Annotated in this window: 10 protein-coding genes; 6 read left to right on the forward strand and 4 right to left on the reverse strand. The window is 70.5% G+C overall.

What is annotated here, in order from left to right; translation table 11 throughout:
* The first annotated feature begins 53 nt into the window (after nucleotides 1-53).
* The 6 genes from HF024_RS03470 to HF024_RS03500 all read left to right on the forward strand — a co-directional run bounded on the left by HF024_RS03470 (nucleotide 54) and on the right by HF024_RS03500 (nucleotide 8,334).
* Complete coding sequence (locus tag HF024_RS03470) at nucleotides 54-2,258, forward strand: alpha-galactosidase (RefSeq protein ID WP_168688654.1); 2,205 nt, start codon at nucleotides 54-56, stop codon at nucleotides 2,256-2,258.
* A 97-nt stretch (nucleotides 2,259-2,355) separates the two neighbouring features.
* Nucleotides 2,356-4,935, forward strand: a complete 2,580-nt coding sequence (locus tag HF024_RS03475; protein ID WP_168688655.1) for a X2-like carbohydrate binding domain-containing protein — start codon at nucleotides 2,356-2,358, stop codon at nucleotides 4,933-4,935.
* 73 nt (nucleotides 4,936-5,008) lie between these two features.
* A complete protein-coding gene (locus HF024_RS03480; protein ID WP_168688656.1) occupies nucleotides 5,009-5,968 on the forward strand; it encodes an acetylxylan esterase in 960 nt (319 codons plus the stop codon).
* Nucleotides 5,969-6,314: 346 nt separating this feature from the next.
* Entirely contained in the window at nucleotides 6,315-6,761 is a 447-nt protein-coding gene (locus HF024_RS03490; protein WP_085368626.1) for a MaoC family dehydratase N-terminal domain-containing protein, read from the forward strand.
* Nucleotides 6,761-7,180 carry a MaoC family dehydratase gene (locus HF024_RS03495; RefSeq protein WP_085368625.1) on the forward strand — a complete coding sequence of 140 codons (420 nt, stop codon included), beginning with the start codon at nucleotides 6,761-6,763 and terminating at the stop codon, nucleotides 7,178-7,180. The genes HF024_RS03490 and HF024_RS03495 overlap by 1 nt, the downstream gene beginning before the upstream one ends.
* Nucleotides 7,180-8,334, forward strand: coding sequence for a UDP-N-acetylmuramate dehydrogenase (locus HF024_RS03500; RefSeq protein WP_168688657.1), 1,155 nt, complete (start codon nucleotides 7,180-7,182; stop codon nucleotides 8,332-8,334). The genes HF024_RS03495 and HF024_RS03500 overlap by 1 nt, the downstream gene beginning before the upstream one ends.
* On the opposite strand, the gene HF024_RS03505 is transcribed toward HF024_RS03500, so the two are convergent.
* The 4 genes from HF024_RS03505 to HF024_RS03520 all read right to left on the reverse strand — a co-directional run bounded on the left by HF024_RS03505 (nucleotide 8,291) and on the right by HF024_RS03520 (nucleotide 12,837).
* Nucleotides 8,291-8,911, reverse strand: coding sequence for a YdcF family protein (locus tag HF024_RS03505; protein WP_168690750.1), 621 nt, complete (start codon nucleotides 8,909-8,911; stop codon nucleotides 8,291-8,293). The two genes, HF024_RS03500 and HF024_RS03505, sit on opposite strands and share 44 nt — an antisense overlap.
* A complete protein-coding gene (locus tag HF024_RS03510; protein ID WP_168688658.1) occupies nucleotides 8,911-11,013 on the reverse strand; it encodes a RecQ family ATP-dependent DNA helicase in 2,103 nt (700 codons plus the stop codon). Before HF024_RS03510 ends, HF024_RS03505 begins: the two co-directional genes overlap by 1 nt.
* A 94-nt stretch (nucleotides 11,014-11,107) precedes the next feature.
* Nucleotides 11,108-11,923, reverse strand: a complete 816-nt coding sequence (locus HF024_RS03515; RefSeq protein WP_168688659.1) for an ABC transporter permease — start codon at nucleotides 11,921-11,923, stop codon at nucleotides 11,108-11,110.
* Nucleotides 11,920-12,837 carry an ABC transporter ATP-binding protein gene (locus tag HF024_RS03520; RefSeq protein ID WP_168688660.1) on the reverse strand — a complete coding sequence of 306 codons (918 nt, stop codon included), beginning with the start codon at nucleotides 12,835-12,837 and terminating at the stop codon, nucleotides 11,920-11,922. The genes HF024_RS03515 and HF024_RS03520 overlap by 4 nt, the downstream gene beginning before the upstream one ends.
* Nucleotides 12,838-12,843: the final 6 nt, after the last annotated feature.

Consider the following 12,843-nt stretch of genomic DNA (forward strand, 5'->3'; position numbering starts at 1 on the left):
TAAGCGTGGTTAATTTACATTGTCAAGTAACCTCCATTCGCTAGGAGCTCCTCATGCTCGACGGCTACGGCGCCGTTCTTGCCCTGCGTGCAGCAGGCACATCCATCGTGATCGACGCGGCAGGACGCGTGCCGCGCGTCCTGCACTGGGGAGCCGACCTCGGCCCGCTCAGCGACGCGGAAGCTGCGGCCCTCCGGGAGACCGGCGGCCCCGCCGTGCTGAACAACGCGCCGGACATCCCCCGGGCGTTCAGCCTCTGGCCCACCGAGTTCGAGGGATGGGCGGGCACGCCCGCGCAGGAGGGCCACGCCGCGGGGACCGCCACCACGCCGCGACCGCGCACCGTCGCTGCGCGCTCCGAACACGATGGTGACGACGGCGGCGGCAGCATCGAGATCGAGCTGGAGGACGCGGTCACCGGGCTGCGGTCGACCATGACCATCCGTCTCGACCGCTTCGGGGTGCTCTCCATCGATGTCTCCGTCGTGCGCGATGTCGCGCTGGACGCGGCGGCCACCGACGTCCCGTACACGCTCGACGCCCTTCGCGTCCTGCTCCCCGTGCCCGATCGGGCCGTCGAGATGCTCGACTTCACCGGCAAATGGTGCCGCGAGCGGGCGCCGCAGCGCGGCGAGCTCTCCTTCGGCAGCCATGTCCGCCGCGCCCGCCGCGGCAAGCCGGGGCACGACGCCCCCTTCCTCGTCGTCGCGGGAACGGAGGACCTCGGTTTCGGCCGCGGGGAGGCGTGGGCCACGCATCTCGCCTGGAGCGGCGACGCCGAGTACGTCGTCGAGCGGCTCACCGAGGGGGCGGGCGCCTTCTCGTCGGTCATCGGCGTCGGGGAAGGCCTCCGGCCCGGCGAGATCGCGCTCGCCGCCGGCGACAGGTACGTGGCGCCCACGGTGCTGTTCGTCTGGTCCGGTGCTGGACTGGACGGCATCGCCGACCGCCTGCACCGGCGGCTGCGGGCGCGGCCGTCGCACCCGCGCTCGCCGCGTCCTCTGACCCTCAACTCGTGGGAGGCCGTCTACTTCGACCACGACCTGGAGCGGCTCACCGCCCTGGTGGATCGCGCATCCCGAGTGGGTGTCGAACGCTTCGTGCTCGACGACGGCTGGTTCCACGACCGCCGCGACGCGAACGCCGGCCTCGGAGACTGGGTGGTCGACCGCACCGTCTGGCCCGACGGGCTCGGCCCGCTCGTGGAGCACGTCAGGGAACGCGGAATGCAGTTCGGGATCTGGTTCGAGCCGGAGATGGTGAACCTCGACTCCGACCTCGCGCGCGCGCATCCCGAGTGGGTGCTCGGGCCGCGCGAACTCGGTGCGGCCGCTCGCGACCAGTACGTGCTCGATCTCACGCGCCCGGAGGCGTACGAGCACGTGCTCGGGCAGATCAGCGCCATCGTGGACGAGTACGCGGTCGACTACATCAAGTGGGACCACAACCGGGACCTCTCCGAGGCGGTGAGCGGCTACGCGGGCATCGACCGCCCCGCCGTGCACGACCAGACCATCGCCCTCTACCGGATGCTGGACACGCTGCGTGCGCGCCACCCGCACCTCGAGATCGAGACCTGCTCGGGAGGCGGCGGGCGCGTCGACCTCGGCATCCTGCAGCGGACCGACCGGGTCTGGGCGTCCGACTGCAACGATCCCGTCGAGCGGCTGCAGATCGAGCGCTGGACCAGGATGCTCGTGCCGCCGGAGCTCATCGGCTCCCACCTCGGCGCCGAGAGGTCGCACACGACCACCCGCCGCACGGACCTGTCCTTCCGGCTGATCGTGGCGCTCACGGCCCATGCCGGCATCGAATGGGATCTGCAGGAGGCGGACGACGAGGAACTGGCGGTCATCGCCCAGTGGGGCGCCGTCTACCGGGAACTGCGCGGCCTCATCCATTCGGGCCGGATCGTCAACGCCGACGTCGCCGACGACGCGACGGTGTTCACCGGGATCGTCGCCGACGACGGCTCCCGCGCCGTGTACACCTGGGCGCGGCTCGCCACCTCGGCCCCCGGGCAGTCCGGCCGCGTGCGCTTCCCCGGACTCGACCCGGACGCACGGTACAGCGTGCGCATCCGCGACGAGTTCGGTCCGGCCAGCCGCCACCAGAGCGCCGACCCGTCCTGGATCACCGCCGCTCTCGACCAGGCGGGCACCATGCTCCCCGGATCGGTGCTCGCCGTCGCCGGCGTCCCGCTCCCCACCCTCAACCCCCAGCAGGCGATGTTCTTCGACCTCGTCAGGATCCCCTGACGCCGGACGCAGGCCAGGCACGCCACCCAGACGGCCCACCGCACCGACCGCTCCTCCCGCACCGACGCGTCAGGGGCTCTTCAGAGAGGAAGAACGCATGACTCGCAGGACACGCATGCGACGGGGCCTGCCGGCTCTCGTCGCCGCGGTCGCGGCGCTGGGACTGGTGGCGGCTGCCGCCGTCCCGGCTTCCGCGACGCCGGATCCGACCACGACGCCGACGCCGACGCCGAGCGCGACGGCCACGGCCACGCCTCAAGCCACGGCGACGCCGCAAGCCACGGCCACGCCGCAGCCCACGGCTACGGCGACGCCCAAGGCCACGCCGAAAGCATCCGCTGCTGCCGTGCCGTCGCCCATCCCGCCGGCCGCATCCACCGCCGACCCGTGGGCGCTCAAGCCGTATCTGGGCTGGAGCAGTTACAGCATGCAGGTCTACAGCGGGAACGGGAAGTGGATCACCGCAGACCAGCTGATCGCCCAGTCCGACGCGATGAAGGCCAAGCTCGGCAAGGCCGGCTACGACCGCATCAACGTCGACGCCGGCTGGAGCGACGGCGTCGACGCCAACGGCAGGCCGACCCCCAGTGCCGCCCTGTACCCGCAGGGGCTCAAGAAGGTCATCGACCACGTGCACGCCAACGGTCAGAAGTTCGGCGTCTACCTGATCCCCGGCATCTCGTCGGAGGTCGCAGACAAGGCGTACCCGATCGCGAACGCACCGGGCTGCACCACGCACGACATCATGAAGCAGCCTCCGCAGCAGGCCGACTACTGGAAGATCGGCTACCGCATCGACTTCTCGAACCCGTGCGCGCAGAAGTACGTCGACTCGATCGCGGACGAACTGGCCGACCTCGGCGTCAACCTCGTCAAGTTCGACAGTGTCACCCCCGGTTCGGGCATCAGCGACGGATCGGTGGATGCGCGCGACGATGTCGCCGCGTGGTCGTCTGCCCTCAAGAAGCACGGCATCTGGTTCGAGCTCTCCTGGGCGCTCGACATCAACTACGCCGACTACTGGAAGCAGTACGCGAACGGCTGGCGCGTCGACTGGGACGTCGAGTGCTACTGCGGCGGCGAAGCCCTCACGCAGTGGGACAACATCAACAGGCTCTTCCCCCGGGCCGCTGACTGGTGGAGGCACGCCGGTCCGGGCGGATGGAACGACTTCGACTCCCTCGACGTCGGAAACGGGAAGATGGACGGCCTGACCCCGGATGAGCGGCGCACGGCGGCCACGCTGTGGGCGATCTCTGCGGTGCCGATGTACACCGGCAACGACCTCACGAAGCTCGACACGCTCGGCCTCGAGCTGCTCACCAACAAGGAAATCATCGCCGTCGACCAGGCCGGCGTCCCCGCCCGTCCGGTGTCCACGACCGCGAAGCAGCACGTCTGGTACGCCCTGAACGCCGATGGCAGCTACACGGTCGCGCTGTTCAACCTCGGGCGTGCCGAGTCGGACGTGACAGCGAACTGGTCCGACATCGGGCTGAAGGGCCCTGCCACCGTCCGTGACCTGTGGTCGCACAAGAACCTGGGCCGCGTGAAAGACGCGTTCGTGGCCTCCGACGTCCCCATCCACGGTGTGCGGCTGCTCAGGGTGACGCCGGACAGGGATGCGACGGTGACGGTCAACGACGACGCGCTCGGGATGAAGTACGGCGGAACCTGGACCCGCAACGGCGGGGCGGAGGTCGCCTCGACCACCCAGGCGCTGACGGTGAACGTGACGGACACGGGCACCCCTGCGCCGTCCACGTCCACCGGGCCGACGCGCACCACGAGCATCAACGACACCGACCCCGGCATCGCGTATTCGGGTCAGTGGGGGTACAGCTCCGGCCGCAACTTCGGCGACTACCAGGACGATGTGCACTACGCCGAGCATCCGGGCACTGACTCGTTCTCGTACACGTTCACAGGCACCGGCATCTCCTACCTGACCGAGCTGGACTCGTCGGAGGGCGACGCGGACGTGTACATCGACGGGTCGCTGGTGAAGACGATCAGCGCATCCAGCGCCCCGTCCGCTCCGCATGTGCCGCAGCAGACGGTGTTCACGGCGACCGACCTCACCAACGGGCAGCACACCCTGCGCGTGGTGATGAAGTCCGGCCAGTTCATGCTCATCGACCGGCTCGACGTGCTGCAGCCGAACCTGATCGACCCGTCATCGGTGTCGTTCGACACCAAGGCCCCGGCCGCCGCCTCGTTCTCCGTGCTTCGCGACCCCGGCGAGTTCACCGGCATCACGGCGAACGGGAAGACGCTCGCACAGCGCTCCGACTACACCGTGTCCGGCTCGACCGTCACGCTCAGCACCGCGTACCTCGCGACGCTGCCGGTCGGCGCCGCAACGCTGAACGTCGGCTTCCGGGGGGACTACCTGGACGATGTCCACTCGACGAAGGACACGGGCGCCTCGGTCTCGTACGCCTTCTCGGGCACGGGCGTCGACTGGCTGGCCCCCACCGGCCCCGACCAGGGCATGGTCGACGTGTACATCGACGGCAAGCTGGTCAAGCGCGTCGACACGCACAGCGACACCCGCCGCACCCAGCAGAAGGTGTTCAGCACGTCCGGCCTCCGGAACGGTAAGCACACCATCATGCTGGTCAAGGAGTCGGGCGATCTGATGCGCACCGACGCCGTGCGATACACCGTTCGCTGATCCGCGGGGCGGGCCGGGCGCGCCGCCCGGCCCACCCCATCCCTTTGTTTCGTAATTCCTCAGGAGCGATGCGATGACGATCACCCACCCCGGCACCGAGCTCCCCGCGCTCCTCGGCCGCGAGCCGCTGCCGACACCGGACGACTACGAGGACTTCTGGGCGGAGGCCCTGGACGAGGCCCGCAGGCACCCTCTCGACCTCCGGCGCGATCGCGTCGACACCGGCCTGTCCGCGATCGACGTCTTCGACGTGTCGTTCGCCGGGTGGGAGGGGAGGCGGGTGCACGGCTGGCTGCGCATCCCGCACCACCGCAGCGGTGCGGTGCCCGCCGTGGTGCACGCCAACGGCTACGGCGCGGGGCGGCTGTCGCCGATCGACGACCTCACCTGGGCGGCCGCCGGGTTCGCCCAGCTGCTCGTCGGCACCCACGGGCAGGAAGGAGGGAGCACCGGCCACCTCCTGCAGGGCATCGACGACCCGCGGCGCTCCTATTACCGCGGCGTCTTCGTCGACGCGGCGCGTGCCGTGGATGCGCTGCGCTCCCTCGATGAGGTGGACGCGACCAGGGTCGCGGCGATCGGCAACAGCCAGGGCGGCGGCATCGCCCTGGGCGTCGGCGCGCTCGTCCCCGACCTCGTGGCGGTACTCGCCCAGGCTCCCTTCCTGACCGACGCGCCGGACGGCATCCGGCTGGCGGCGAACGGCCCGTGGCTGGAGCTCCGCGACTACCTGACCGCGCATCCCGACCGCACCACCGCGGTCGCGCGAACGCTCGCCTACGTGGACGGCGTCACCTCCGCCAGACACGCCGTCGCCCCCGGCTGGATCAGCGACGGCCTGGCCGACGACATCTGCCCGCCGGAGACCGCCCGCGCGGCGGCGGCCGCGTACGCCGCCCCCGTGATCTTCCGCGAGTGGCCGGGAGCAGGGCACGAAGCCGGCGGGGTGGCTGACCGCCAGGGCGCCATCGGCGTGTTGCGCGAGTGGTTCGGCCTCGGTCTGCGACACGGAAATGTCGGTGGTTCCGCGTAAATTCAAGGAAGAGCCAAAAAAGTTCGAAAACACTACATGTAGTGGAATGACAATCGTGTCATTCGGGTTATATAGTGGGTGAACACCGCAAGATGCGGAGCACAACGAGACTTCTAGGGGAGGCCATCATGGACTACGAAAGCGACAGTGTTGGCGGCTACTCGGTTCCCGTCGACCCCATGGATCTGCTGCAGTGCGACAGCTGCCAGTAGGCAGCAGCACCAGCACGAGAACCCCGACGGCTTCGGCCGCCGGGGTTCTTCTTTGTCTGCGCGGCGGTACGTGCGCGGCGGGGGGCGTTTGTCTGCGCGGCGGGGGCCGCGCGCCGCTTCCGTAGAATAGGCGGGTGGCAGTGAACCCAGAGTTGCAGGGGCGGACGTTCGCCCCGACTAGTCCTTATCTTGTCGGGCGCGAGAAGATCCGCGAGTTCGCGCGGGCCGTCCTCGCCACCAACCCGATCAACGTCGACGTGGAGGCCGCGCGCGCCGCCGGTCACGCCGACCTGGTCGCGCCGCCGACGTTCCCGGTGGTCGTGCAGGAGCAGACCCTCGCCCAGCTGCTGGCCGAGCCGGATGCCGGCATCGACTTCAGCAGGGTCGTCCACGGCGACCAGCGGTTCAGCTACACGCGCGCGGTCGTCGCCGGTGACGAGCTCACCGCGACGCTGACGGTCACGAGCGTCAAGTCGCTCGGCGCGCACTCGATGGTCACGGCGGAGTCCGTCATCGTCGACGCGTCCGGCGAGCACGTCGTCACCGCCGTATCCACCCTGGTCGTTCGAGGAGACGAGTGATGCCCGAGTTCGACACCCTCTCCGTCGGTGACGTCGTCGCCGAGCAGAGCTACCACCTGACGCGCGACAACCTCGTGCGCTACGCGGGCGCATCCGGCGACTTCAACCCCATCCACTACCGCGACGACATCGCCACCTCGGTGGGCCTTCCTGGCGTCATCGCGCACGGGATGCTCACCATGGGGCTCGCGGTGCAGCCCGTCGTCGACTGGGCGGGCGACCCCGCCAGCGTCGCCGACTACCAGGTGCGGTTCACCCGGCCCGTGGTCGTCGACCCTGCCGACGGCGCCGACGTCTCCGTCGTGGCCAAGGTGGGCCAGCTGGATGCGGAGTCGCGGGCCGCCCGCATCGACCTCACCGTGACCTTCGACGGCAGCACCGTGCTCGGCAAGGCGCAGGTCCGCGTCTCGTTCGCCTGATGTCAGACCAGACCCCCGCCCTCTCCACGCTCACCACCCTGCAGGTGGGAGGCGTGCCGGAACGCCTGCTCGAACCGTCCACCCGCGACGAGCTGGTCGCGACCGCGCTCGACGTGTGGCGTGACGGCGACGAGTGGGCGCTCCTCGGCGGCGGCTCCAACACGGTCGCGAGCGACGACGGGTTCGACGGGACGATCATCCACGTCGTCACCCGCGGCATCGACCGCCTCGACGCCCCGGCCGGACGCATCCGGTTGCGGGTGCAGGCTGGGGAGCCATGGGATGCGCTGGTCGCCCACACGGTCAGGAACGGCTGGTCGGGCATCGAAGCCCTCTCCGGCATCCCCGGCTCGACGGGAGCAGCGCCCGTGCAGAACATCGGCGCGTACGGCCAGGAGCTGGAGTCTGCGCTCGCCGGCATCGAGTTCCTCGACGCGAGCACCGGCGAGCTGCGCACCATGACCAGCTCCGACCTGCGCCTCGGCTACCGCACCTCCGTGCTGAAGCAGGGGATGCGCGGGGTGGTGCTGTCCGTGGACCTCGAGCTGGAGGACGGCAACCAGCCCGGCGGCTTCGGAGCGCCGATGAGCGCCCCGATCGCGTACGCGCAGCTGGCGGATACTCTCGGCGTCGCCCTCGGCTCCCGGGTGCCGGTCGCCGAGCTGCGCCGCGCCGTGCTCGCCCTGCGCGCATCCAAGGGCATGGTGCTCGACCCGGGCGACCAGGACTCGGTCAGCGCCGGCTCGTTCTTCACCAACCCGATCGTCTCCGAGAACTTCGCCCGCTCGCTTCCGGCCACGGCACCGCGCTGGCCGGTGACGCCTCCGGAGCCCGACCGCGTGCTCGGCCTCGCAGCGCCCGACCAGGAGGGCGGCGGCGTGTGGCCCGGCGACATCCCGGGCCTGGCAGGCGGCCCGTACGTGGTGAAGCTGAGCGCCGCGTGGCTGATCGAGCAGTCCGGCATCCGCCGCGGCTTCTCGCTCCCCGGCTCCCGGGCGGCTATCTCCGACAAGCACACCCTGGCGATCACCAACCGCGGGGGAGCGACGGCCGCCGACGTGACCCAGCTGGCGTCGTACGTCCAGGCCCGCGTGCAGTCCGAGTTCGGCGTCATCCTGCATCCGGAGCCCGTGCTGCTCGGCGTCTCGCTCTGATCCCGGCGACGGCGGCGACCGGCTTCACCAGGGCGATCTCGCCGAACCGGTAGTCCTCCGCCCGGCGCAGCCTCGCGCCTAGGTCGGGACGCAGCGCGCGCAGGTAGTTGCGCCCCTTCTCGGCGTGCAGAGAGTTGGACACGATGGCGATGGAGTCCGCGTCCTCGATCAGAGGGATGGCGTTGCGGAGGTTCTCCCAGGTGGTCGTACTCTCCGTGTCGAGCAGGATCGCGCCCGTGTATCGGCGGCTCTCGCGGGCGTAACGCGCCATCAGCACGGCCTCGGGGACCTCGCCGCCCACGGCACCGCCGCACAGCACGAGCACGCTCCGCTGCGCCCGCGGATCGAGCGACCGCAACCCCGCACGCACCCGGTAGCGATTCACGGCGTTGGCGCGGCGCCCCCGGTTCCGGAAGCCGAGGACGACGACCGCCTGCAACCGCGGAACCCGAACGCCCGGACGGTCGACCCCGCGCCGCGACGCCCGCCAGTGCAGCAGCTCCGCCCACGCGAGGACAGCGGCCGCGCCCGCCACGCCGACGGCCAGGGCACCCGCGACCACCCGGCCCGCGCGCATCACGCCCGCAGCGCGGCCGCGAACGGCAGCACGGCAGACGCGCCAGCCTGCCGCAGCGTGCGCCCGGCCACCGTGATCGTCCAGCGGCTGTCGACCAGGTCGTCCACGAGCAGCACCGGCACGCCCTGGGGCAGGTCCAACGCGTCGGCGGAGAAGCGGTTCCACACCGACGACAGACGGAACGCGCTGTTTCCTCCGGCCTCGCCGGACGGACCGCCGTCGACCAGGTCGAGCGTGCCGGCGAACGGGAGCCGCCCGGCGTCGGCGAAGCCACGCGCCAGCGACTGCACGAATTGCGGACGGCGGCGAGACGGCATCGCCACCACCGCGGCCGGGCGCTCCGCCCAGTTCCAGTCGGCCAGCACCCGGATGCACGCGGCCAGCAGCGCGGGAGGGCACGGCTGGTCGACGGCTCCCGGCCCGAGCAGTTCGCGCAACGGGCCGCCCCAGCCGAGGTCGGTGAGCCGGGCGAGCGCCCTCCCCGGCTCCAGCTGCTCGTCCTGTCCGATCTTGCCCTTCACCGGCACGCCCAGCCGGTCAGCACCCGTCGGCCACAGCTTGCGCGGTTCGATCTCGACCCCGACCCTGTCGAGAGCGGACGCCACCGACGAGCTCGCCGAGTCGTTGATCGCGGCCGGATACCAGGCGCCCGCGCAGTTGTCGCAGCGACCGCATGGCTGAGCATCCGGGTCGTCGAGCGCGCGCTGGAGGAACATCATGCGGCACTCGCCGGTGGACTCGTAATCGAGCATCGACTGCTGCTCCGCGGTGCGCGCGGCGGCGATCCGCTCGTACCGCTCCCGGTCGTATGTCCACGGCGTGCCCGTGCTGATCCAGCCCTTCGCGACGCGCTTGACGGCCCCATCCACGTCGAGCACCTTCAGGAGCAGTTCGAGCGTGGACGGCCTGAGGTCGACCTGGCTCTCCAGTGCGCGGGTCGACTGCGGCTCGGAGTGCAGCGCGCCGAGCACGGCGTCCGCCTTCGCCTCCGACGGCATGGATGCGGTGGCGAAGTAGTCCCAGATCGCCCTGTCCTCCTGCCCGGGCAGGAGCAGCACGTCGGCGTTCTCCGTGGCACGCCCGGCGCGGCCGACCTGCTGGTAGTAGGCGACGGGCGAGGACGGGGCGCCGAGGTGCACGACGAAGCCGAGGTCGGGTTTGTCGAACCCCATGCCGAGTGCGCTCGTGGCGACCAGCGCCTTCACCTCGTTGCGCTTCAGCCGCCCTTCCAGGTCTTCGCGCTCCGCCGTATCGGTCTGGCCGGTGTACGCGTATGTCTCGTGCCCGGCCTGCCGCAGCAGGCGAGCGGTGTCCTCCGCAGCGGACACCGTGAGGGCGTAGACGATGCCGCTGCCCGGCAGCCGTTCCAGGTTGCTGACCAGCCAGGCGAGCCGGGCGCCGGCATCCGGCAGCGTGAGCACGCCGAGGCGCAGCGAGCGCCTGGCCAGCGGCCCGCGGATGGTGAGCACGTCTTCGTGACTGCCCGTTCCCATCTGCTCCGCCACGTCGGCCACCACGCGTTCGTTGGCGGTGGCCGTGGTGGCGAGCACGGGCACGCCGTCCGGCATCGTGGCGATGAGGTCGCGCAGCCGCCGGTAGTCCGGCCGGAAGTCGTGGCCCCAGTCGGAGATGCAGTGGGCCTCGTCGATCACCAGCAGGCCGCTGCGGGCGATGAGGTCTGGCAGGAACTCGTCGCGGAACTGCGGGTTGTTGAGCCGCTCGGGGGAGACGAGCAGCGCATCCACTGTGTCGTCGCGGAGGCGCTGAGAGACGTCGTCCCACTCGTGGCGGTTTGCGGAGTTGAGGGTGACAGCCCTCACCCCCGCGCGTTCGGCCGCCGCCACCTGATCGCGCATGAGCGCGAGCAGCGGGGACACCAGGATGGTGGGGCCGGCGCCCCGGGAGCGCAGCACCATCGTGGCGACGAAGTACACCGCCGACTTGCCCCAGCCCGTCCGTTGCACCACCAGGGCGCGCCGACGGTCGTCGACGAGCGCGGAGATCGCCTCGAACTGCCCGTCGTGGAAGTCGGCCTGTGAATCGCCGACCAAGGCGCGGAGGGTGTCGACGGCCTGGTCTCGTGTGGTGCTGGTGGTGCTCATGGACTCATCGTTCCAGAGAGCACCGACGCCGAGGCCCAGGGGGCGAAGATCGGTGGAGAACTCGCGGGTGTGGACAACGCGCGCGTCGCGCCCGTCAGGCGCCGTCCTTCCTGATCCAACGGAACGTCAGCCGGCACGCCAGCAGCCCGGCGACCAGCCAGACCAGCAGAACGACGGCCATCCACCCCAGCTGCCAGCTGCCGCTCGGCTCCTGCGACTCGAACGATGCGGGCAGGAACACACTGCGCATCCCTTGCGCGATCCACTTCAGCGGGAAGATGCTCGCGATGTTGCGCAGCCACTCCGGCAGCAGGTTGAACGCCAGGTACACGCCGGAGATGAACTGCAGCACGAGCACGATCGGGATGATCACGGCCGTCGCGCTCTTTCCGGTGCGCGGCACGGCGGACAGCGCGATCCCGAGCACGGCCGACGTCACGATGCCCAGCGCGTAGATCCACGCGAACCGCAGCCACAGCTCCGGCTCGGTCGGAAGTTCGACGCCGAACAACACCCTCGCCATCACCAGCAGCAGCGCGATCTGCAGGATGCTCGTGACGATCACCTGCCCCATCTTCCCGATGAAGTACGAGACGACGGGCAGCGGGGTGCCGCCGAGGCGTTTCAGGGTGCCGTCGCTCTTCTCCACGGCGATGTCGACGGCGAGGTTCTGCACGCCGCTCAGCAGGATGCCCGCCGCGATCATGCCGGGCAGGTAGTAGGCGGCCTGGCTGATGCCGCCAGAGCCGTCCGGGGCCGCGCCCACCTTGCCGAGGCCCTGGAACGCGACGGAGAAGATCCCGAGCATGACAACGGGGAAGAGGAAGGTGAAGAAGATGGTGTCGGCCTGGCGGAAGTAGGTGAGCACCTCGTACCGGATGCGGACGACGCCGAGCGGAAGCGTCCTCATGCTGCGGACTCCGACCCGGCAGACGCCGACCCAGCAGCACTGGACGCCGACGACTCCGCCGCCTGCACCAACCCCAGATACACGTCCTCCAGGCTCGGCCGGATCACCTCGAGGTCCCGCGGCTCGCCGCCCACCTCGGCGGTCAGCCGGGCGACCACCGCCGCCGGCGCGTCCGTGCGCTCTTCGCGCAGCCGCCCGTCCGCATCCCGCCACCGCACGATCGGGATACGCGCCGCTCGGTCTCCGATGGTGTCGACCGCTCCGATGTCGATCAGTTCGCCGCGTGCGATCACCGCGACCCTGTCGCTCAGCTGCGCGGCCTCGTCGAGGTAGTGGGTGGTGAGCAGGATCGTCGTCCCTTCGCGTTTGAGGTCGCGGATCAGCTGCCAGAACTCGCGCCGCGCCTCGGGGTCGAACCCGGTGGTCGGCTCGTCCAGGAACAGCAGCTCCGGCCGCCCGATCACGCCGAGCGCCACATCCAGTCGTCGTCGCTGACCACCCGACAGGTTCCGGATGCGCACCTTCGCCTTCTCCGCGAGCCCGACGGCCGCGATCAGCTCGTCAACATCCCGCCTGGCCGGGTAGAAGCGCGAGAAGTGCGCCACCTGCTCGCGCACCGTCACATCGGCGGCCTCCCCGCCGGACTGCAGGACGATCCCGAGTCGCGCCTTCCACTCCGACCCTCCGCGGTGTGGGTCGACGCCGAGCACGCTCACCTCGCCCGAGCTGCGATCCCGGTAGCCCTCGAGGATCTCGATGGTGGTGCTCTTGCCCGCCCCATTGGGACCGAGCAGGGCGAAGGTCTCGCCCTGCTCGATGTCGAAGCTGACCCCTCGAACGGCCTCGAACGGACCGTACGACTTCCGCAGGTCACGGACGACGACGGCTGGACCTCCGAGGGGACGAGCGCTCATCCACCC

Origin of the sequence: Leifsonia sp. PS1209, from assembly GCF_012317045.1 — a bacterium.
Taxonomy (GTDB): Bacteria; Actinomycetota; Actinomycetes; order Actinomycetales; family Microbacteriaceae; genus Leifsonia.